The sequence below is a fragment of the Streptosporangium sp. H16 genome (assembly GCF_051918855.1).
Taxonomy (GTDB): domain Bacteria; phylum Actinomycetota; class Actinomycetes; order Streptosporangiales; family Streptosporangiaceae; genus Streptosporangium.
Window position 1 is genome coordinate 81,090 of the sequence record NZ_JBPXMD010000022.1, and the last position, 21,071, is coordinate 102,160.

The window sequence follows — 21,071 nt, forward strand, 5'->3', positions numbered from 1 at the left end:
TCAGCGTGAAGGGTCCAGCGATCCGGCTACGCCACCTGATGTGTCACCGTCCCGGTGTAGTCGCCGATCTGAGCCGTGATGGGAATGTTGACGATCAGCGTGGGGTTCCACGTCGCCGTGCTGCCTCCCGTGCCTCCCGTGTGGGCCATGGCCGGGATGGCGGTCAGCGTCGTGCCCGTCATGGGGACCGCGTCGCCCACCGTGGGCTGTCCGGGGATGAAGGTGCCGCCGCCGGTGGTGGCGGTCGTCGGCCCGGACCAGTACTCCACGGAGGCGAAGGGAATCGTCAGCGCGGCGGCGGTGAAGTCCGTCGCGAACACCGTCGCGGTCCAGACCGAGTCGGCCCCACCGCGGGTGTCGGAGACCGACACGGGACCGATCTGGCCGGTGAGCGTGCCACCGGGGGGAGCCGAGCCGAGATCGATCGGGCCTGCCGGCGCGACGATGTCCAGGCTTCCCGCCTCCACGGAGAAGGTGACGATGGTGTCGGCGGTGGGGGCGGCCACCGCCGGTGCCGCCAGGATGACCATCAAAGCGCCTACGCCCGCCGAGGTGAGCACGGCAAATCTCTTACGCAAGATCTCTTCCTTCCGAATGACGAAACATGTCTTCGGGGGGCGGCAAGCAATGGATCTTCCACACTTGTCGCGATAACTGTAAGAGATCAATAACTACTCAGCGTGATGAAAACGGCAAACGGGAGGCCCCGAGATGTTCCGGTGCGGGCCAAAGCGCCGGACCGCGGCGAAAGGGAGGCGCGGTGACCCGCCGGCGAATCCGCGGAGGGTCCGAACCGGTCGCGCGAGCCGCCCCGAGCCGGGGGAGCACGTGGGCCGCCTCGGGGTCACCCGAGGCCGCCTCCAGCCGCGGAGGATCACTTCCGGGAAACTCTGAATATTTTGACTTCTTGTTTACGACATATATCCGTAACAAGCGAATGAAGATCCGAAAGATGACGACGTCCGCAAGCCGGATGGTCCGTGAACGGGACCCGAGGCGGGCGACCGGAACGGGTCCGGTGGCGCGGCGACCGCCGTCCCCGGCCTCGGAGCACGGGGAGGATCCGCGAGGCCCCTCAGCGCTTGACCGGGCCGGTCGAGGCCCTGACCACCAGCTCGGGCTCGAAGAGCAGCTCGTCGGCCGGCACCAGGGCCTTGTCGATCTGGGCGGCGAGCAGGTCGACGACCGCGCGGCCCATCGCGTCGATCGGCTGGCGCAGCGTCGTCAGCGGCGGGTCGGTGCAGTTCATCAGCGCGGAGTCGTCGTAGCCGATCACCGAGACGTCGTCGGGCACGGAGAGCCCCGCCCTGCGGGCCGCTCTTATCGCGCCCAGGGCCATCACGTCGCTGGCGCAGATGACGCCGGTCACCCCCTTGCGTATCAGCCGCGCGGCCGCCGCGTGCCCCCCTTCCAGGGAGAACATGGTGTGCTCCACGAACTCGGGGGCGAGGTCCGCCGCGTCCAACTTGCGCCGGGAGGGCACGTGGTCGGGAGGGCCGAGCACCATGCCGATCCGCTCGTGGCCCAGCGACCGCAGGTGGCCGAGCGCCATCTCGGCGGCGGCCACGTCGTCGCAGGAGACCTGGGGGAAGGCGAGGTGCGCGACCGCGGCGTTCACCAGCACGGTCGGCAGGCGCCGCTCCCGCAGCAGCTCGTAGTGCTCGTGGGAGGCGTCCGCCTGGGCGAACAGGCCTCCGGCGAAGACCACACCGGACACCTGCTGCTGGAGCAGCAGATCGACGTACTCCGCCTCGGAGACGCCGCCCAGGGTGCGGGTGCACAACACGGAGGTGAACCCCTGCTGGGCCAGCGCACCCCCGACGACCTCGGCGAAAGCGGGGAAGATGGGGTTCTGCAGCTCGGGCAGGACGAGCCCGACCAGCCGCGCCCTATCGCCGCGCAGCTGGGTCGGCCGCTCGTAGCCGAGCACGTCGAGCGCCGTGAGGACGGCCTCACGGGTCGCCTCGGACACCCCGGGCTTCCCGTTGAGCACGCGACTGACCGTCGCCTCGCTCATCCCGACCTTCTTGGCCACTTCTGCAAGCCGTCGCGTCATGATGAAACTATAAGGCAAGAGAAGCAATTACTTGCGGCTGCTTGCGAAAGTTACGTCAATAGTCAGGCCCGGCGGGCCGTCCCGGTCAGCTTTCGGCGATCCTGCCGCCGTCGACGTGGACCCGCCGGGTGGTGTGCACCGCGTCCAGCATCCGGCGGTCGTGAGTGACCAGCAGCAGCGTACCGGGATAGGAGGCGAGCGCGGACTCCAGTTGCTCGATCGCGGCCAGGTCCAGATGGTTGGTCGGCTCGTCGAGCACGAGGAGGTTCACCCCGCGCGCCTGGAGCAGCGCCAGCGCGGCCCGGGTCCGCTCCCCCGGAGACAGGGTGGCGGCCGGGCGCGGCACGTGCGCGGCACGGAGCCCGAACTTGGCGAGCAGCGTGCGCACGTCGCCGGAAACCATGTCGGGCACCGCGGCACCGAAGGCCTCCACCAGGGGTTCCTCTCCGAGGAACAGCCCCCGCGCCTGGTCCACCTCGCCGACGACCACCCCGGGGCCCAGCGAGGCGTTGCCCTCGTCCAGCGGGAGCCGGCCCAGCAGCGCGGCCAGCAGGGTCGACTTGCCGGAGCCGTTGGCGCCGGTGACCGCCACCCGCTCGGCCCAGCCGACCTCCAGGTTCACCGGGCCGAGGGTGAACGCGCCGCGCCGGACCACGGCGTCGCGCAGCGTCGCGACGACGGCCCCCGATCTCGGGGCCACCGCGATCTCCATGCGGAGCTCCCACTCCTTGCGGGGCTCCTCGACCTCTTCCAGCCGCTCGATCAGCCGCTCGGTCTGGCGGGCCTTCGCGGCCTGCTTCTCGGTCGCCTCGGTACGGAAGTTGCGGCCGATCTTGTCGTTGTCGGATGCCTTGCGCCGCGCGTTCTTGACGCCCTTCTCCATCCAGGCGCGCTGCATCCCCGCGCGCTGCTTGAGGGAGGCGACGGTGCCGGCGTACTCCTCGTACTCGTCGCGGGCGTGCCGGCGGGCGACCTCGCGCTCGGCGAGATAGGCCTCGTAGCCGCCGCCGTGCACCCTGACCAGCTGCTGGGCGAGGTCGAGCTCGACGACCCGGTTCACGGTCCTGGCCAGGAACTCGCGGTCGTGGCTGACCAGGACGGTCCCGGCCCGCAGGCCGGTGACGAAGCGTTCGAGCCGTTCCAGCCCCTCCAGGTCGAGGTCGTTGGTGGGCTCGTCGAGCAGGAAGACGTCGTAGCGGCTGAGCAGCAGGGAGGCCATGCCCGCCCGCGCGGCCTGGCCTCCGGAGAGCGCCGTCATCGGCCGGTCGAGCTCCACGGCGAGGCCGAGCTCGGCGACGACCTCGGCGGCCCGGTCCTCCAGGTCGGCACCGCCCAGGGCGAGCCAGCGCTCCAGGCCGGTGGCGTAGGCGTCGTCCGCACCCGGGGTTCCCTCCACCAGTCCCTGGGTCGCGGCGTCCAGCGCGCGCTGCGCGGCGGCCACCCCGGTACGGCGGGCCAGGAAGTCCGCGATCGTCTCGTCCGCGCGGCGCTCGCGCTCCTGGGGCAGGTAGCCGACCGACGCCGATGGCGGGCTGAGCCGCACGGAGCCGTGCTCGGGCGGGAGCAGCCCCGCGAGGATCCGCATCAGGGTGGACTTGCCCGCGCCGTTCACGCCGACCAGGCCGACGACGTCGCCGGGGGCGACCACCAGGTCGAGCCCGGTGAAAAGCGCTCGGTCGCCGTGTCCGGCGGCCAGGTCCTTGGCGACGATGGTGGCACTCATACGCAAACGCTATCCGCCCGCCGGCACCGCGGCGCCATGTCCGATATGTCTGTTATGACCGATTAGAGGCTCAGAATCCCCCGGCCGCCCAGCCCCACCCCATCCGCCGAACCCTATTCCCGACAAATCGGACATATCACGCTTATCGCAGAAAAATTTCTGGGGCCCGGCAACCGGCGGTTGACCTGGTCGTCCTTGCCGGGAAACGTTACCTTACGGAGATCTAAACCCTCTTTTTTCGACACTTCAGGCAACATCAGTCGCTTCTGTGCCGTCTTATGGGACGGGGACGGCCAACAGGTCGCCCCCGAAACGGGGAGAAGAGGAAGCATCTTGATGAAACGAATCGCCATCGGTCTGCTGTCAGCGGCGGTGAGCAGCTCGCTGCTCCTGTCCGCCGGAACGGCCTCCGCGGAGCGAGTCGCTCTCAGCGTGCGCATCGACAACGTGAACCCGAACCCGGTCGTCGTGAAGGGAGACGACGACAAGAGGGTCAGCATCGAGGTCCGCACCACCGAGGCCACCCGTGTCGAACTTCGCCTCAGGCCGGTCTCCGACCAGGCCCGCACCCTGGCGGCGCCGGAGCCCAGGCTCCTGCACAAGGGTGACCTCTGGCGCTTCACGACCAGCTTCGACGAGAACGACTTCGAGGGTCGCTGGGTCGCGATCGCCGACGCGTACGACAAGGACGGCAAGAAGGTGACCGACGAGGTCAACTTCTCCGTCGTCCACGAGAAGGCCGAGAAGGCCGACACCCGGATCTACCGGTTCTCCGCGAACCCCGGGACCGTCCGCAAGGGTCGCACGGTCTACTTCACCGGCCGTCTCCAGGTCGACGACGACCGCTGGAAGGGCGTGCGCGGCGAGGAGGTGGAGATCTACTTCCGCAAGCGCGGTACCAACACGTGGAAGTTCGTGACCTCCCCCGACACCGGCTGGAAGGGCACCTTCCGCGCCAAGGCCCGCGCGTACAGCAGCGGTGAGTACCGCGCGATCTTCGACGGCAACGACGAGCTCTCCGAGAGCCGCAGCCGGTCCGACTGGGTGCGCGTCTACACCCGCCGCTGGTAGTCCCGCCTGACGGTCGCGCCGCGACCGGTCGGCAGTCGACGCGGAAGCCCGGGGCGACCCGGGCTTCCGTCGTTTCCGGCGTTTCCCGTGGTTCCCGGTGAGGTCTTCCGCTTGATCCCCCGGCTTTCGGGCAGTGGAGGGGGACGACGACCGGAGGGAAGCCGCGCCGATGACGACGGGTGATTTCTACGACTACTCCGAGCTGCTGGAGGAGCACGAGAAGGAGATCGTGCTCCGGGTGCGGGAGTTCATGGCGCAGGAGGTCGCGCCCATCGCGAACGAGGCGTGGACCAACGCGCGCTTCCCTCACCAGCTGATTCCCGAGTTCGCCAAGCTCGACATCGCGGGCCTGGCCCATCGGGGGGCACGCAGCTTGCTGACCGGGTTCGTGGTCCTGGAGATGAACCGGGTGGACCCGTCGATGGGCACGTTCTTCGGTGTCCACAACGGTCTGGCGATGGGCAGCGTCGACCGGCTGGGCTCGGAGGAGCAGCGGGAGCGATGGCTGCCGCCGATGGCGGCGATGGAGAAGATCGGGGCGTTCGCGCTGACGGAGCCCGAGGGAGGATCCGATGTCGCGGCGGGGCTGCGCACGACGGCCCGGCGCGAGGGCGACGTGTGGGTGCTCAACGGGGCCAAGCGCTGGATCGGCAACGCGACCTTCGCCGATCTGATCGTGGTGTGGGCCAAGGACGAGGCCGACGGCCAGGTCAAGGGATTCGTGGTGGAGAAGGGCACGCCCGGCTTCGCCGCCACGAAGATCGAGAACAAGATAGCCCTGCGCACGGTCCAGAACGCCGACATCACGCTCACCAACTGCCTGGTGCCGGAGATCAACCGGCTGCAGAAGGCCAACGGCTTCCGCGACACCGGCACCATCCTGCGGCAGACCCGGGGAGGCGTGGCCTGGCAGGCGGTGGGCTGCATGACGGGCGCCTACGAGCTCGCGCTGGAGTACGCCAGGACCCGCGAGCAGTTCGGACGGCCGATCGCGGGCTTCCAGCTCGTGCAGGACCTGCTCGTGCGGATGCTGGGCAACGTCACCTGCTCGCTGGGCATGGTGGTGCGGCTGGCACAGCTCCAGGACGCGGGCGTCTACAAGGACGAGCACTCGGCCATGGCCAAGGCCTTCTGCACGGCGCGGATGCGCGAGGCCGTGGGATGGGCCAGGGAGATCCTGGGTGGCAACGGCATCGTCCTCGACTACGACGTCGGCCGCTTCGTGGCCGACTCCGAGGCGATCTACTCCTACGAGGGGACGCGCGAGATCAACACCCTGATCGTGGGACGGGCGATCACCGGTACGAGCGCCTTCGTCTGAGCTCCCTCGTCGGAGCGTCGCCGACGACAGGCGTACGACGCTCCGATCAGTGGTCGCGGCGGGTGACGAGACGGGCGAGTGCGGTCAGCTCGGCGGCGGGCCGGGACAGCGCGCCCGCGGCCGCCAGGTGGCGCAGGGCCCGTGCGAGCAGCTCGTCGGCCTCCACCTGGGTCCAGGCCCGCCCGCCCGCCGCCTCGACGAGCTCGGCCGCGCGGACCAGCTCGGTGTCGGAGAGCGGCTGCTCCCGGTGGTAGAGGCCGGCCAGCTCCTGTCCGGCCGGGGTGCCGGAGGTCAGGGCGGCGACGACCGGGATGGACTTCTTGCGGCTGCGCAGGTCCGAGTGGACCGGCTTGCCGGTCGCCTCGGGGTCTCCCCAGATGCCCAGCAGGTCGTCGACGAGCTGGAACGCCAGCCCCAGGTCCCGGCCGAAGGCGACGAAGTGCTCGACCTGCTCGGGGTCGCCGCCGCCGAACAGGGCGCCGAGCCCGCAGGCGCAGCCCAGCAGGGCACCGGTCTTGCCGGCCGCCATGCTCATGCACTCGGCCGGCCCGACATCCCGGCGTTCCTCGAAGGCGACGTCCGCGCTCTGGCCGTCCAGCAGCTCCTGGACCGCGGTGCTGAAAATCCGGGTCGCCTCGGCGGTGCCCGGGTGTCCTCCGGTCGCGAGCACGTCGAAGGCGAGCGTCAGCAGCGCGTCACCGGCCAGGATGGCCGGGCTGACCCCGAAGACGGCCCAGGCCGTGGGGCGGTGGCGGCGGGTCCGGTCACCGTCCATCACGTCGTCGTGCAGGAGGGAGAAGTCGTGCACCAGCTCGACGGCGGCCGCCGGCCGGAGCGCCGAGACCGCGGTGCCGCCGACGGCCTCCGCCGACAGCAGGGCCAGCGCGGGGCGGATCGCCTTGCCCCCGCCGGTCGCGGACGGCCGGCCCTGCTCGTCCCACCAGCCGAAGTGGTATCCGGCGATGCGCCTCATCGACGCGGGCAGCGTGTCGGCCGCCGGGCGCAGGGTCGCCTCGACCATGTCCCGGCTCCAGGCCAGCACCTCGCCCGCGGACCGTCCGTCCGTCGACGTCTCGATGGTCGTCATGATCGCTCTCCCTCACTCAGCGGCCGGTCCGAAGCCCTGTCGTCGCCTTTCGTCAGTGACCGATCTCGACGTCTTCCAGGATGCCGAGCGCGTCGGGCACCAGGACGGCGGCGGAGTAGTAGGCGCTGACCAGGTAGGAGATGATCGCCTTCTCGCTGATGCCCATGAAGCGGACCGACAGGCTGGGCTGGTACTCGTCGGGGATGCCGGTCTGGTGCAGGCCGATGACCCCCTGGTTGTCCTCGCCGACGCGCATGGCCAGGATCGAGGTGGTGCGGGTCTCGGTGATGGGGATCTTGCTGCAGGAGAAGATGGGGACGCCACGCCAGGCGGGCACCCCGCTGCCGCCGATGTCGACGCCCTGCGGGTAGAGCCCTCGCGCGTTGCACTCGCGGCCGAAGGCGGCGATGGCGTGCGGGTGGGCCAGGAAGAAGCTCGTGCTCCTGCGGCGGCTGAGCAGCTCGTCGAGGTCGTCGGGGGTGGGCGGGCCGGTGCGGGTGTGGATCCGCTGCTTGAGGTCGGCGTTGTGCAGCAGCCCGAACTCACGGTTGTTGATCAGCTCGTGCTCCTGCCGCTCGCGCAGCACCTCGATCGTGAGCCGGAGCTGCTGCTCGATCTGGTCCATCGGGTCGTTGTAGAGGTCGGCCACCCGGCTGTGCACCCGCAGGACCGTCTGCGCGACGCTCAGCTGGTACTCGCGCGGGGAGAGCTCGTAGTCGACGAACGTGCCCGGCAGGTCGGCCTCTCCCTCGTGGCCGGCGGCCACCTCGACGGCGGCCTCGCCATACTTGTTCTGCGGCCCGCGAGAGGCCGTCTCCCGCTGCCGCAGATGGGCCTGGAGCGGCTCCGCCTGCTCGGTCAGCTCCAGGAAGGCCTGCCGGGGCAGGACCATCGCCGTGCCGCTGGTGACCGCCTTGGCGGTGAACGGCCACTCGCCCTCGTCACCGACCAGGGTGTCGTCGCCGAAGTGGTCGCCCGCGGCCAGCACGGTCAGCACGATCTCGTCACCGTACGGCCCGGTGCCGACCTTGTTGACCTTGCCGTGCGCGATGAGCACGACCTCGTCGGCCGGTCGCCCCGCCTCCACGAGCACGTCGCCGGCCTGGAACTCCCGCTGGACGAACCGGCCCGCCAGCGCGTCGAGGACGTCGGAGTCGTCGAACCCGCGCAGCAGGGGCAGCTCGCACAGCTCGGCCGGGATGACCGCCACCTGCGACCCGGAGTTGGTGAAGCTCACCCGCCCGTCGCCGATCGTGTAGGTCAGCCGCCGGTTGACGCGGTAGGTGCCGCCCGAGACCTGCGTCCAGGGGAGCATCCGCAGCAGCCACCGTGAGGTGATCTCCTGCATCTGGGGAGTCGACTTGGTCGTCGTCGCCAGGTTACGCGCGGCGTCCGTACTCAGACTCAGCTGCGACCGGCCAGCCTCGAACTCCGTCACAACACACCACCGATCCGTACTCGTACCGACAGGGGAAAGAAGACATGGATCAACCAGGGGGCACGCCAATTACCCGCAACAGAAACGGCAGAATCGTTGACCCCCCGATGCGCGGAGCCGGATATGGCCCGCCATCGTGGACGCCTCAATTTTGGGTTGCCCTTAAATATCTTGTCAAGCATTGAATACGATCCGGCCAATAATTAAAAAAGTCGCTATCGTCAAATGCCCGAAAAAGATTGAATGTCTTATTCATATCGGCGGTCCGGCTCATATGAAGGACTTTGCGAGCTGGGAATATCCGTCATGCCAGACATCGTGCCGCGTATCCCCGGCGGCCGGCACGGCACAGCGGAAATCCCCTTAGCGCGGCATCGGAAATCCCGTGAACCACCCCGCCGGGAGGGCACTGCGCGACGACAGCACGAAAGGCGAAGTGCCGTCCCGCGCGGCATCTTCCATAAAAGATGAAAATCAGGCAGAACCGGTCAGCGTGGCCGTTCCGGTGCGCGGCCCAGGAGTTCGGCGAAGAGGTTCTCCCAGAGCGGCATGATCACTTCAGGCGTGTAGTCACGCGCGGTGACGGCGGCGGCGGCCCCCATCCGCTCCCGCAGCCCCCGGTCCTCGATGAGCCGGACCATCGCCGCCGCCAGCGCGTCGACGTCCCGGGGAGGGACGAGCAGCCCGTCGACCCCGGGGGTCAGCACGTCGGCCGGACCGGTCGGGCAGTCGAAGGCGACGACGGGCAGCGCCTGGGTCATCGCCTCGATCATCACCATCGGCAGGCCCTCGAACCGTGAGCTGAGCACGTAGAAGGAGGCCTTGGCCAGCTCCTCGTCGAGGCGGTCGGTCCGTCCCATCAGGGTGACGTTGTCACACAGTCCGTACTCCTTCAGGAGCCCGCGCAGCGCGTCCTTCTTCGGGCCGGTGCCGTAGATGCGCAGCCGCCAGTCGGGGTGGTGGTCGACGACCTGCCGGAACGCGGGGATCAGCAGGTCGAAGCCCTTCTGCCCGACGAGCCGCCCGGCCGCGACCACGAGCCTGTCCTCCTGCCGGGAGAGCGGCTGCCGCACGGGGCCGACCGCGTTGGGGATGCGCACGACGGGGGTGCCGGGCAGGAGCTCCTGGTACTCCCTCCTGTCGGTCCCGGTGAGCACGGCCACCGCGTCCAGGCCGCCGTAGTGGCGGGCGATCGCCGCCCGGACCGCCTCGGGGTGGGTGGCCAGGTTCATGTGCTCCTGGGCGATCCTGACGACGCTCGCGGGAGCGCGCCGGGCGGAGATGAGGTTCAGCGCGGGACGGGTGGTGACCAGGATGCCGTCCTGGAGCGCGGAGACGTAGTCGATGACGGCCCGCTCCACGCGCTCGGTGAAGTAGGAGGCCGCGAACTCCCCGGCGGGCACGATCTTGCCGCGGATCCGCCGCCAGGCCCTGCGCCCCACCGAGTCCGAGGGCCTGCCGTCCCGCTGGTCCGACAGCGCCAGCAGGCGGACGCGGGCGTCGATCGGGAACTGGGGTGTCTCCCTGCGGCGCACCACGCTGACGATCTCGACGTCGTGCCCGGCGGCGGCCATCGCGTTCGCCTGGTTGATCACCGTGCGGATCGTCCCGCCCATGCCGTACGCGTGCAGGAGCATGTAGCGGATCTTCATGGCCGCGGGGGCTCCGGGCTCTCCGGGCGCCGTCACGCGGGCTCCGCGGCGCGCGGCAGGTATCCCCAGCTCTCGCACATCGGCCTGAGCGACTCGGGGATCTCCTCGGCCCTCGGCAGGTCGCGCGCGGGCTGCACGCTCCCCGAGCGGATCTTGTCCTTCCAGTCGCCGAGCCCCTTCTCGAGCACGGCCTGCTCGCCGTACGCCAGCATCTCCGGTTCCCAGGGGATGCCGAGGAAGTCGCAGAGGCGGCGCGCCTCGGCCGCGGGGTCGGCGGTCAGGTCCTCGTACCGCACGGTGCACCCGCTGAGCGCCCCCCGTGCCCGCTGCACGGCCTTCATGTAGCGCAGGGCGTCGAGCGCCGCCTCCTCGGGCGTCCTCTTGCCGGCGCCGGCCTCGTACCACGAACTCGCGACGGACGCCGGGTGGCGCAGCAGGAAGACGAACCGGGCGTCCGGCCAGCACGCGGCGATGCGCCGGTACGCGAAGGCGTTGGCCGGTGTCTTGTCCACGACGAACGTCTTGCCGCTCTTGACCAGCTCGCGGTGGAGCACGCGATCCCACAGCAGGTGTTCCAGGTCGGTCCGCTCGTGCCCGAGAGCCTCCATCGCCTTCTCCGCCAGCGAGGTGCCGAACTCCACCCGGAGCCTGCGCACGTGCAGCTCGTGCGGGGCGTGCAGCATGGAGTGGGCGTTGAGCAGTGCCCTCAGGAGCGTGGAGCCTGACCTGACCGGCGAGAGGATGAAGATCGGGGCGACCAGCAGCCGGTCGACCTTCGGGTCCGCGGGCGGCCTGAACGCCTCCTCCGCGGCCGCGGGGGGCTTCACGGTGGCCGCCGGACCAACTTTCCCTACTCGGTTAATCTGGAATCCAGTGAGCCTGACAAGGGCGTCGTTGGCCTTGCGCTGCCATTCCATGCCCTGGGAGGGTAGCCACCTTTCCTGGCATTTAACTGTGTGTTCACTCAAGAACACCTCACCGTCCGCGGGCGTGCCCGCGCCTTTCCCGGCTCCCGGGGGAAGGGCGAAACGAGCCGGCGATTCACCCTCCCCCCGCAGGGTAGTGACACGTTCCCACAGCTCAGATGGCATGCGGCCGGTCAGCGATCATGCTCCGGCGCGCCTTCTCTGATCTACCGCGCCCCTTCGAGGAGGAGATCGAGTGACCCACGATGTACGGCCGGATCCGGCCTCCTACCCGGCCTCGCCGGGCGCCTCGTCCCGGGCCGCGTCCCATGAGTCCCATGAGTCCCATGAGTCCCACGAGTCCCATGAGTCCCACGACGTCGACGACGCCACCGCCGAGGCCCTGGGAAAGCTCTCCGAGGCGCTGGAGACGACCGAGCGGGCCCGCGGGCACCTCTACTCCTTCCACCAGCTGACCGGTCACGCCGACCTGCAGCTCGACGAGGCGGTGGAGCTGCTGCGCGCCGCGGGCCACCCCGAGATGGCCGACATGGTGACCCGCGAGCTGATCGGCCTCGACGTCATCCCCGGCCGGTGGACCTTCCAGGTCGTGGAGGAGTACGAGGACGGCTACCACAGCGTCTTCACCGACGTGGAGAGGCGGATCAGGGAACGGCTGGCGGGCGGGCGCCGCCACCTCCACGAGGCGCGGATGAAGGAACGGCGCCAGAGCTGACCCGTCCCGCGCTCCCGCCCGTCACCGGACCCCGTTCCCGCCCCGCCGGGGATCGCGGCGTACGGATCGGCGGCGGGCCCGTACAGTGTGAGGCATGGGGATGGTCAAGACCGTGGGGCTGGTTCTGCACCCGCAGCGCGATTCGAAGGTGGCCATCGACACGATCGTGGAGTGGGCCCGCGCCCGCGACGTCACGGTGCTGGGGCTGCCCGACGAGGTCGGGCGTATCGACTGCAGCGCGGTCTCGGTCGACGGCGCCACCCTGGTCGACCGCGCCGACCTGCTCGTCAGCCTCGGCGGCGACGGCACGATGCTGCGCACCATGCGCCTCATCTCGGGGCGCAAGACCCCCGTCCTCGGCGTCAATCTCGGCAAGCTGGGGTTCCTCGCGGAGATCGACGTCGACGAGCTGCCCCCCGCACTGTCGGCCATCGACAACCACGACTACACGGTCGAACCGCGCATGGCGGTGCGGGCGACCCTGCCCGACGGCACGGCGGTGACCGCGTTCAACGACATCGCCCTGGTGCGGATACCGGGGGACGGGCTGTCGGCGGTGTCGATCACCGTGGAGGGGCACCCCTTCGTGCGCTACGCGGCCGACGCGGTGATCGTGGCCACTCCCACCGGGTCGACCGCCTACAGCTTCTCCGCGGGCGGTCCCATCGTGTCGCCGACGGTCGAGGGATTCCTCGTGATCCCCGCGGCGGCGCACTCGTCGTTCAACCGGGCCATCGTGCTGTCGGCCGACGAGCGGGTCGTGCTCGACCTGCTGCCGACGAGCGGCCGTCTCGCCGTGGAGGTGGACGGCACGGTGGCCGCGCACCTCACGCCCGGGGACGGGCTCGGCGTCACCGCGATCCGCGCCGCCGCCTGGGTGGTCCGGCTCGGCCCGAAGAGCTTCTACGACCGCGCCCGCCGCAAGCTCCGCGTCAACGGCAGCGCCGAGGTCGACTAGACCTCCCGGAACCCTCGCACCGCCCCGGCGCCCGCCGGGGCGGGCTCTTTCCCGCACCCCCTCCGCCGGTCAGGAGCGCGACGGGAGCGGTCAGGTGACAGCGTCCGTCATGAAACTTTCATGCCTGGCTTGACACGGGGAAAGCGCTTACCTACCTTGTGGGTTGTTCGCTCACATGTACGCGAATCGCATATGTGAACGGCGAGTGCTCGCTGGGGGGACTCCGAACCGCAGGTCGTACCTGCCTGCCGGACCAGCAAGGAGCTCGACTGTGCTGTACAGAACCAACGGGAAGGCGGCCGGCGTCCTCGTCGCCGTCGCCGCCCTCGCCCTGTCGGGAGCGGTGGCCGGCGTCTCCGCCGCCTCCGCAGCCGCACCCGCCCCGGGAAACTACAACCTGGTGAACAACGGCAGCGGCCTGTGCCTGACCGGCACCGGCTCTTCGGCCGGCGTCCAGCTCACCCAGAACGGCTGCGGCGGCGCGGGACAGGCATGGACCGTGACCGGGAGCGGCACCCAGCTCAAGGCCGTCCACAGCGGCCTGTGCGCGGGCGTCAAGGACGCGAGCACCTCCGCGGGCAAGGCCGTCCAGCAGGAGAACTGCACCGGCGCCTCCTCCCAGACCTGGAACCTGACCGAGTCGGGCTCCAGCTACCGGGTGGTCAACGCCAACGGCGGCAAGTGCCTCAACATCAAGGACAACTCCACCTCCTCCGGCGCCCTCGTCCAGCAGAACTCCTGCGACTCGGTGGCGACCAAGCAGTGGCGGCTCGTCCCGGCGGGCGGCGGCCCCGGCCCGACGAACACCCCCACCCCCGGCCCGACGCCCACGATCACCCCCACCCCCGGTAACCCGGGCGGCCTCGTCGGCTGGGCGACCCAGGGCGGCGGCACCACCGGCGGCGGCAACGCCTCGCCCACCACGGTCAGCAGCTCCTCGGCGCTGAGCAGCGCGCTCTCGTCGAGCGGCGCGGCCGTCATCCGGGTGTCGGGCACGATCTCCTGCTCCGGGATGCTCAAGGTCGGCTCCAACAAGACGATCATCGGCAACTCCGGCGCCACCATCGCGGGCTGCGGATTCAACATCTCCCAGGCCTCCAACGTCATCGTCCGCAACCTGTCCTTCCGCGACTGGAACGACGACGGCATCCAGGTCCAGTACTCGACCCGGGTCTGGATCGACCACAACACCTTCAGCAACGGCTACGACGGCGCCGTGGACGTCAAGCGGGCCAGTGACTACGTCACCATCTCCTGGAACAAGGTCACCAACCACGACAAGTCCATGCTGCTCGGCCACGACGACGGCAACGGCGGCGAGGACCGCGGGCACCTGCGGGTGACGTACCACCACAACTGGTTCGACGGCACCACCCAGCGCCACCCGCGCGTGCGCTTCGGCAACCCGGTGCACGTCTACAACAACTACTACGGGAGCGTCGGCGGCTACGGCGTGGCCTCCACCGAGGGCGCGGGCGTCCTGGTCGAGGGCAACTACTTCGAGAACACCGACGACCCCTACCACCTCGGCGAGGGGGACTCGGGACCGGGCACCCTGGTCGCCCGCAACAACCACTTCGTCAACTCCGGCAGCGGCCAGGCCGGCGGCAGCGTGGCCTCCATCCCCTACTCCTACTCCCTCGACACCGCCTCCAGCGTCAAGTCGATCGTGACCGGCGGCGCCGGTGCCGGCCGGATCTCCATCTGACGCGGACTCCGCCCCGCGTCCGACCCGCACCTGACCCGGGTCCGATCCGGATTCGAGAGGCGGCGACAGCCGAGCGTGTCCGGGCCCCGCCGGGGCCCGGACACAAGCTTTCCGGCCGGACCCCGCGGGGTCCGGCCGGCGGCTTTCACGGCGACCGCGCGGAAGGAGCGTCCTGCCGCGCGGACGCGAGGATCACTGGTGGGCGAACTGGGCGAGCGCGGGCAGCGCCCTGTCGGCGAAGTCGAACAATGCCTGGTTCTCCCAGCCGTTGCCCGAGGACGGGTCGGCCGGGTCCCAGCCGTTGCCGGCCACCGCGGTCCAGGTGGGCTCCCAGTAGACGGCGCCGAGCCCGCGCCCGCCGGGCACGGCCTGCACGATGCTCATCACGTCGCGCAGCATCGCCGACTGGCCCGCCGGTGAGGCCGGGTACCCGGGGTACGGGGTCGCCGCGGTGATGATGTTGGTGAGGCCGTCGTCGTTGCCGGTGGTGAAGGGGTAGGCGGTCTCGGCGAGCAGGACGGGCCTGCCGTAGCGGGACGCGATGTCGTTGATGTTGGCCTGGAACGCGCCGAGCGTGCCGTGCCAGTAGGGGTAGTAGGAGACGCCGATCACGTCGTAGTTCACGCCGTTGGCCGCGGCGCTGTCGAACCACCAGCGAAAGAGCCCGTTGTCGCCGCCCTCGGCCAGGTGCAGCACGACCTTGGTCGAGGAGGAGACGGCCTTGACCGCGCTGTGGCCCGCGTTGAGCAGCTGGGCGAGGTTGCCGAAGTTGGAGCTGCGGCCCTCCTCCCAGAGCATGCCGTCGTTGATCTCGTTCCCGACCTGGACCATGTCGGCGGTGGTGCCCTGCGCCTTCAGCGCGTTCAGCACGTCGTAGGTGTGGTCGTAGACGGCTGCCTTGAGCTGCGCGAACGAGTGTCCGGTCCACGCCGCGGGCTTGTACTGCTTGCCGGGGTCGGCCCAGGTGTCGGAGTAGTGGAAGTCGACCAGCAGGCGCATCCCCCGGGCCTTGACCCGCTGCGCCATGGCCAGCACCCGTGCCTTGTTGTTGTAGCCGTCGGCCGGGTTCACCCACACCTTCAGCCGGACGTAGTTGGCTCCGGCCGCCGCCAGGATCGCGAGGGCGTCGCCCCGCGTGCCCCCGGCGTCGTGGTACCTGCCTCCGTACGCCTCCGACTTGGGCAGGCTGGAGGTGTCGGCGCCCTTGACCGCCAGCGTCGCCGACCCCGCCGCGAAGGTGACGTCGTCGAAGTTGGCCCAGCCGCCCGCCGCGGCGGCGGAGCCGAGGACGATCGTGCACCGGCCGCCCGTCACGGTCTGGGTGACGGCGATCTGGATCCACTCCGACGAGCTGACCGGCACGTGGGTCCGCCTCTCGGCGGAGCCGCAGTTCCTCAGCGCGATCCAGCTCTGGCTCATGGTCCCGGACCTGACCCAGGCGCGGAGCGTGTAGGTGCCCCAGGCCAGCCCGGTCAGCGTCTGGTGGGTCTCGACGGCGTACGCGGCGGTGGACCAGTGCGACAGGCGGTAGGAGCCCGCGTGGCCGCCGGCCTCGGTGAAGTCGGCGGCGGCGGAGCCCGTGGTGCTCCACGAGGGCGGTGCGGCGACGCCGCCTCCACTCTCGAAGCCGCCGTTGGCGACCGTGGGAGCGGCTCGGGCCGGTAACGGCACCAGGACGGCGGCGGCACATGCCAGCAGTGCCACCAGGATCTTCTTCATGGGTCCTCACTTGGTCAGGAGTGATGTGGACGATCCCCGAAGACCCCGGGTGACGCGCCGCGGTCAGGTGGCCGGCGCGACCCCGGGGACGATCATGTGTCCCCGGCGAGCTCGACGACCGTGACGCCGCCGGCGGGCACGGTCGCCGGCCCGGTGTGCGCGGCGCCGTCGAAGACCCCGGTCCCGCTCACCCCCTGGACGGTGACCGGCTCGTCGCCGTGGTTGAGAAGGAAGAGGTGCCGGCCCCGGCGTACGAGCTCCAGCGTGTCCGGCAGGCCGCGCGGCCGGGACACGCCCGCCAGGTCGAGGACGGTACGCAGGACCGCGCGCAGATCCCGGCCGTTTCCATGGGAGTCGGAGTCGGGGGACGGGTCGAGGGCGGTGGCGACGTACCAGGCCGTGCCCGCCCCCAGCTCGTGGCGGGTCACCGCGGGGTGGCCCGCGTCCGGCCCGCCGGTGAAGGCGTGGACGGCGCGCGCCCCGGCGAGGCGGATCCGCTCGGACCAGATCCGGCCGGTCAGGCCGCCGTCCCCGACGGGCACCGTGCCGCCCTCGGGCAGCGGGTGGAACTCCTCCACCGACAGGCCGAGCACGTCGCGCAGCGCGCCGGGGTGGGCTCCGGGGTGGATGGTGTCGTTCTCGTCGACGATCCCGGAGAAGCAGGAGACGACCAGGTGCCCGCCCGCCTCGACGTAGCGGCGCAGATTCTTGCCCGCCGCCTCCGTGAGCAGGTAGGAGCTGGGGACGACGACCACCCGGTACGCCGAGAGGTCGGCGGTGGGGTGGGCGAAGTCGACGGTCACGTGCTCGCGCCAGAGTGTCTCGTAGTAGGCCTCCACGCGCTCGCGGAAGCGCAGGTCGACCGAGGGGCGCCACTCCAGCTCCAGCGCCCAGTACGACTCCCAGTCCCACACCAGCGCGACCTCGGCCTCGACGCGGGAGCCGCGCACCCCGGCCAGCTCGCGCAGGTCGGCGCCGAGGGCGACCACGTCGCGCCAGAGGCCGGAGTCCGTCCCGGCGTGCGGCAGCATCGCCGAGTGGAACTTCTCCGCGCCGTGGCGGGAGGCGCGCCACTGGAAGAACAGCACCGAGTCCGATCCGCGGGCGACGTGGGCGAGGCTGTTGCGCCGCATCTCCCCCGGCCGCTTGGCGAGGTTGCGCGGCTGCCAGTTGACGGCGCCGGTCGAGTGCTCCATGAGCATCCACGGCCGCCCGCCCGCCACCGAGCGGGTGAGGTCTGCCGCCATGGCCAGTTCGATGTGGTTGTCGGCCCGCGCGGCGTCGAGGTAGTGGTCGTTGGAGACGACGTCGACCTCGCCCGCCCACCGCCAGTAGTCCATCGGCTCGCAGTTGGGGATCATGAAGTTGGTGGTGACCGGCAGGTCGCAGAAGCGGCGGATGGCGTCGCGCTCGCGGCGGAAGTTGGCGATGTGCGCGTCGACGGAGAAGCGCGCGTAGTCGAGCTGCAGGGCCGTCAGCTGGCCGGCCGGTGCGATCCTCGGCGGCTCCACCTCCTCGAACGAGCCGTAGGTCAGCCCCCAGAACGTGGTCCCCCAGGCCGCGTTGAGCGCCGCCACGTCCCCGTGCCGCTCGCGCAGCCAGTCGCGGAACGCCTCGGCCGAGGTCTCGCAGTAGCAGCGCGCGTTGGCCCAGCCGTACTCGTTGTGGACGTGCCACATGGCGACCGCCGGGTGCCCGGCGTAGCGGGCGGCGAGCCGCTCGGCGATCCGCTCGGAGGCGGCGGCGTACTCCGGGGAACTGGGGCAGAAGCTGTGCCGGGAGCCGCCGGCGATGACGCGGCCCTCGCGGTCGACCAGGCGGGCGCCGGGGTGGGCCGTCCTGAACCAGGTGGGCGGGGACGAAGTCGGCGTCGCGAGATCGATCATGACTCCGGCGGAGTCCAGCAGGTCGACGATCCTGTCCAGCCTGCCGAAGTCGTACACCCCCTCGGCGGGCTCCAGCAGGCTCCAGTTGAACATGCCGAGACTGACCAGGTTCACCCCGGCCTCGCGCATCAGCCGGACGTCCTCGCGCCAGACCTCCTCCGGCCACTGCTCGGGGTTATAGTCCCCGCCGTACGCGATGCCCCCTGGCAGGGCGGGATATCCGGGCAACGACTCCCCCTCGAATATTTTCTGTGAACGTGCACAGTAATGTACGACCGGCGGCCACGGAAGACCACCCTCGATATGCCCGGCGCGCATGGGGGTTAACAAGAACGTAACGGGCATTGACAGCAGCCGTCGATGGATTTCAGTCTGTGAACGTTCACAGATACTTCCGGCGGTCCTCCCGCCGTCTCCCCCGGCGACCAGGCCGGAGCCTCGCCGGAGGCCTCCCCATGGCTTCCCCACAGCCTCCCCGGCGACCTCGCCGGGGAGGCCGGTGGTTTCGCCGGTGGCCCCGCAGCGGCCTCCCAGCGGCCGACTCCCTGACATGAAACTCCCACACGGAACCCCACCCGGAGGAACACATGCAGACAAACCGGCTCGTAGCGGTGGCGGCCGCGATCCTCGCCACCGCCCTGGCCGGGTGCTCCGGCACTCCCCAGGAGCCGGCCGCCCCGGAATCGCAGAACTCGGCCCCCGCCGGGCCGGTCAAGCTCACCTACTGGACCTGGGTCCCCAACATGGACAAGATCACGGCGGTCTGGAACAAGGCCAACCCCGACATCCAGGTCACGGTCAGCAAGCAGGCCGGCGGCGACGACGCGGCCACCAAGTTCCTGACCGCCGCCAAGGCCGGCAACCCTCCCGACCTGGTCCAGGCCGAGTACCAGATGCTGCCCTCCTTCGTCGCCGCCGACGCGGTGGCCGACCTCACGGCCGAGGTGGGGCAGGCGAAGGGCGAGTTCGGCGAGGGCGTCTGGGGACTGGTCACGCTCGGCACCGACGCCGTCTACGCGCTCCCCCAGGACAGCGGCCCGATGATGCTCTACTACCGCCAGGACCTGTTCGAGAAGTACGGCGTCGAGGTGCCCAAGACCTGGGACGAGTACGCCGAGGCCGCCCGCACCGTACGCAAGAAGGACCCCAAGGTCTTCCTGGGGACCTTCTCCAGCAAGGACCCCGGCTCCTTCGTCGGGCTCGCCCAGCAGGCCGGCGCCCAGTGGTGGTCGATCAGCGGCGAGTCCTGGAAGGTCGCGGTCAACGACGCGGCCACCACGAAGGTCGCCGACTACTGGGGCGGCCTCGTCAAGGAGGGCGCCATCGACGACCAGCCGTACTTCACCCCCGAGTGGAACAAGGCCCTGAACGACGGCAGGCTGCTGACCTGGCCCTCGGCGATCTGGGCGCCCGGAGTGCTGTCCAGCAACGCCCCCAAGGCCAAGGGGAGGTGGGCGATCGCCCCGCTGCCGCAGTGGAACGCCGGCGAGAGCTCCAGCGGCTTCTGGGGCGGCTCCTCCACCGCGGTCTCCGCCAAGTCCCCCCACCGGGCCGCCGCCGCGAAGTTCGCGACCTGGCTCAACACCGACCCCGAGGCGCTCGGCCTGCTCGTCAAGGAGGGAGCGGTCTACCCGGCCGCCACCAAGGGCGGCACCATGCTCGGCGAGGCCCCCGACTACTTCTCCAACCAGCCCGACTTCTGGCAGCAGGCCGCCACGATCGCCACCGGTGCCCGGGGCTTCACCTTCGGGCCGAACGTCAACGTGACCTACAACGCCTTCAAGGACGCCTTCGACAAGGCCCTGCAGGACGGGTCGGCGTTCTCCGGCGCCCTCGCGAAGATGCAGGACGCGACGGTCGCCGACATGCGGAAGTCCGGATTCCAGCTCACCCCATGACACGACGCCCCGGCGGCGGCGCCCGCACCGCGAGCGCCGTCCCCTACCTCTTCCTCGCACCGGCCATGGCGCTGTTCACGCTCTTCATGGCCATTCCCATCGCCTACACGGCCTACCTCAGCCTGCGGCGCACGAAGGTTTCCGGGCTGGGGCTGGGCAAGAACTCCCGGCGCGAGATCTTCGTCGGCCTCGACAACTACGCGGCGACGCTCGCCGACGGCGAGCTGTGGGCCGGCTGGCTCCGCGTCCTGGGCTACGGCCTGCTGGTGCTGACGGTCATGCTCGGGCTCGCCCTGCTGTTCGCGCTGCTGCTGGACTCGGCACACGTGCGGCTCGCGCGCTTCTCCAGGATCGCCCTCTTCCTGCCGTACGCGGTGCCGGGCGTGGCGGCCACCCTGCTGTGGGGCTTCCTCTACCTGCCGAGCCTCAGCCCGTTGCGCCAGGTGCTCGAGGTCGACCTGCTCGGCGCGGGCACGGTGGTGCTGTCCATGGCGAACGTGGCGGTCTGGGGCGGCGTCGGCTTCAACATGCTGGTGCTCTACACCGCCCTGCGCGCCGTCCCCAGGACCTACTACGAGGCCGCCAGGATCGACGGGGCGAGCGAGATCCAGATAGCGCTGCGGATCAAGGTCCCGATCCTGCTGCCCGCGATCATCCTGACCACGGTGTTCTCCATCATCGCCACGATCCAGGTGTTCACCGAGCCGACCACCCTGCGGCCGCTGACCAACACGATCAGCTCGACCTGGAGCCCGCTCATGAAGGTCTACCGCGACGCCTTCGTCACCGGCGACCTCTACTCGGCCGCCGCCACCTCGATCGTCATCGCGGCGATCTCCCTCGTCCTGTCGTTCGGTTTCCTGCGCGTCGTCCGCGACCGCGCTTTCGGGGAGGGCTGATGGCCACCACGACC

Annotated in this window: 16 protein-coding genes; 7 read left to right on the plus strand and 9 right to left on the minus strand. The window is 70.3% G+C overall.

The genetic code is table 11. The features are described 5' to 3' along the window. Positions 1 to 26 precede the first annotated feature (26 nt). The 3 genes from ACTOQ2_RS30715 to ACTOQ2_RS30725 form a co-directional block, all read right to left on the minus strand. The gene (locus ACTOQ2_RS30715) at positions 27 to 578 is read right to left on the minus strand and encodes a hypothetical protein (RefSeq protein WP_440104312.1); all 552 of its coding nucleotides are present in this window, start codon (positions 576 to 578) and stop codon (positions 27 to 29) included. 497 nt (positions 579 to 1,075) lie between these two features. After that, the gene (locus tag ACTOQ2_RS30720) at positions 1,076 to 2,056 is read right to left on the minus strand and encodes a LacI family DNA-binding transcriptional regulator (protein ID WP_440104314.1); all 981 of its coding nucleotides are present in this window, start codon (positions 2,054 to 2,056) and stop codon (positions 1,076 to 1,078) included. 85 nt (positions 2,057 to 2,141) lie between these two features. Continuing rightward, positions 2,142 to 3,779: an ABC-F family ATP-binding cassette domain-containing protein gene (locus ACTOQ2_RS30725; RefSeq protein WP_440104316.1), complete on the minus strand. Its 1,638-nt coding sequence runs from the start codon at positions 3,777 to 3,779 to the stop codon at positions 2,142 to 2,144. Positions 3,780 to 4,115: 336 nt separating this feature from the next. Between ACTOQ2_RS30725 and ACTOQ2_RS30730 the strand changes: the two genes are divergently transcribed. Together ACTOQ2_RS30730 and ACTOQ2_RS30735 are read left to right on the plus strand one after the other, a co-directional pair. Beyond that, on the plus strand, positions 4,116 to 4,850 hold the full coding sequence (locus ACTOQ2_RS30730; RefSeq protein ID WP_440064485.1) for a hypothetical protein: 735 nt from the start codon (positions 4,116 to 4,118) through the stop codon (positions 4,848 to 4,850). A 169-nt stretch (positions 4,851 to 5,019) separates the two neighbouring features. Beyond that, on the plus strand, positions 5,020 to 6,171 hold the full coding sequence (locus tag ACTOQ2_RS30735; RefSeq protein WP_440104318.1) for an acyl-CoA dehydrogenase family protein: 1,152 nt from the start codon (positions 5,020 to 5,022) through the stop codon (positions 6,169 to 6,171). A gap of 46 nt (positions 6,172 to 6,217) precedes the next feature. Here ACTOQ2_RS30735 and ACTOQ2_RS30740 read toward each other — a convergent pair whose 3' ends face one another. From ACTOQ2_RS30740 to ACTOQ2_RS30755, 4 genes are all read right to left on the minus strand, one after another. Continuing rightward, positions 6,218 to 7,258 carry a family 2 encapsulin nanocompartment cargo protein polyprenyl transferase gene (locus ACTOQ2_RS30740; protein WP_440104320.1) on the minus strand — a complete coding sequence of 347 codons (1,041 nt, stop codon included), beginning with the start codon at positions 7,256 to 7,258 and terminating at the stop codon, positions 6,218 to 6,220. Between the two features lie 52 nt (positions 7,259 to 7,310). Continuing rightward, positions 7,311 to 8,696 (minus strand): family 2B encapsulin nanocompartment shell protein, encoded by a 1,386-nt coding sequence (locus ACTOQ2_RS30745; RefSeq protein ID WP_440104321.1) that lies wholly within the window; start codon positions 8,694 to 8,696, stop codon positions 7,311 to 7,313. Positions 8,697 to 9,184: 488 nt separating this feature from the next. Beyond that, positions 9,185 to 10,384 (minus strand): glycosyltransferase family 4 protein, encoded by a 1,200-nt coding sequence (locus ACTOQ2_RS30750; RefSeq protein ID WP_440104323.1) that lies wholly within the window; start codon positions 10,382 to 10,384, stop codon positions 9,185 to 9,187. Further along, positions 10,381 to 11,175, minus strand: coding sequence for a sulfotransferase family protein (locus tag ACTOQ2_RS30755; RefSeq protein WP_440104325.1), 795 nt, complete (start codon positions 11,173 to 11,175; stop codon positions 10,381 to 10,383). Before ACTOQ2_RS30755 ends, ACTOQ2_RS30750 begins: the two co-directional genes overlap by 4 nt. 334 nt (positions 11,176 to 11,509) lie before the next feature. On the opposite strand from ACTOQ2_RS30755, the gene ACTOQ2_RS30760 reads away from it, so the two are divergent. The 3 genes from ACTOQ2_RS30760 (at position 11,510) to ACTOQ2_RS30770 (ending at position 14,655) form a co-directional block, all read left to right on the plus strand. Continuing rightward, complete coding sequence (locus ACTOQ2_RS30760; protein ID WP_440104326.1) at positions 11,510 to 11,989, plus strand: hypothetical protein; 480 nt, start codon at positions 11,510 to 11,512, stop codon at positions 11,987 to 11,989. A 94-nt stretch (positions 11,990 to 12,083) separates the two neighbouring features. Beyond that, a complete protein-coding gene (locus ACTOQ2_RS30765) occupies positions 12,084 to 12,947 on the plus strand; it encodes an NAD(+)/NADH kinase (RefSeq protein ID WP_440104328.1) in 864 nt (287 codons plus the stop codon). Between the two features lie 271 nt (positions 12,948 to 13,218). Next, the gene (locus ACTOQ2_RS30770; protein ID WP_440104329.1) at positions 13,219 to 14,655 is read left to right on the plus strand and encodes a pectate lyase family protein; all 1,437 of its coding nucleotides are present in this window, start codon (positions 13,219 to 13,221) and stop codon (positions 14,653 to 14,655) included. A gap of 192 nt (positions 14,656 to 14,847) precedes the next feature. Here the strand turns inward: ACTOQ2_RS30770 and ACTOQ2_RS30775 are convergent, their stop codons facing one another. Both ACTOQ2_RS30775 and ACTOQ2_RS30780 read right to left on the minus strand, forming a co-directional pair. Continuing rightward, positions 14,848 to 16,374, minus strand: a complete 1,527-nt coding sequence (locus tag ACTOQ2_RS30775; RefSeq protein WP_440104330.1) for a glycoside hydrolase family 53 protein — start codon at positions 16,372 to 16,374, stop codon at positions 14,848 to 14,850. A 92-nt stretch (positions 16,375 to 16,466) separates the two neighbouring features. Beyond that, positions 16,467 to 18,488, minus strand: a complete 2,022-nt coding sequence (locus tag ACTOQ2_RS30780) for a beta-galactosidase (RefSeq protein WP_440104332.1) — start codon at positions 18,486 to 18,488, stop codon at positions 16,467 to 16,469. A gap of 359 nt (positions 18,489 to 18,847) precedes the next feature. Between ACTOQ2_RS30780 and ACTOQ2_RS30785 the strand changes: the two genes are divergently transcribed. Both ACTOQ2_RS30785 and ACTOQ2_RS30790 read left to right on the plus strand, forming a co-directional pair. After that, entirely contained in the window at positions 18,848 to 20,158 is a 1,311-nt protein-coding gene (locus ACTOQ2_RS30785; protein ID WP_440104334.1) for an ABC transporter substrate-binding protein, read from the plus strand. Next, on the plus strand, positions 20,155 to 21,057 hold the full coding sequence (locus ACTOQ2_RS30790) for a carbohydrate ABC transporter permease (protein WP_440104336.1): 903 nt from the start codon (positions 20,155 to 20,157) through the stop codon (positions 21,055 to 21,057). Before ACTOQ2_RS30785 ends, ACTOQ2_RS30790 begins: the two co-directional genes overlap by 4 nt. The last annotated feature ends 14 nt before the right edge of the window (positions 21,058 to 21,071 follow it).

Coding starts and splice junctions, on each gene's coding strand:
- ACTOQ2_RS30775 (WP_440104330.1), bottom strand. CDS start 16,374: ATGAAGAAGATCCTGGTGGCACTGCTGGCATGTGCCGCCGCCGTCCTG.
- ACTOQ2_RS30735 (WP_440104318.1), top strand. CDS start 5,020: ATGACGACGGGTGATTTCTACGACTACTCCGAGCTGCTGGAGGAGCAC.
- ACTOQ2_RS30725 (WP_440104316.1), bottom strand. CDS start 3,779: ATGAGTGCCACCATCGTCGCCAAGGACCTGGCCGCCGGACACGGCGAC.
- ACTOQ2_RS30790 (WP_440104336.1), top strand. CDS start 20,155: ATGACACGACGCCCCGGCGGCGGCGCCCGCACCGCGAGCGCCGTCCCC.
- ACTOQ2_RS30785 (WP_440104334.1), top strand. CDS start 18,848: ATGCAGACAAACCGGCTCGTAGCGGTGGCGGCCGCGATCCTCGCCACC.
- ACTOQ2_RS30720 (WP_440104314.1), bottom strand. CDS start 2,056: ATGACGCGACGGCTTGCAGAAGTGGCCAAGAAGGTCGGGATGAGCGAG.
- ACTOQ2_RS30730 (WP_440064485.1), top strand. CDS start 4,116: ATGAAACGAATCGCCATCGGTCTGCTGTCAGCGGCGGTGAGCAGCTCG.
- ACTOQ2_RS30740 (WP_440104320.1), bottom strand. CDS start 7,258: ATGACGACCATCGAGACGTCGACGGACGGACGGTCCGCGGGCGAGGTG.
- ACTOQ2_RS30765 (WP_440104328.1), top strand. CDS start 12,084: ATGGGGATGGTCAAGACCGTGGGGCTGGTTCTGCACCCGCAGCGCGAT.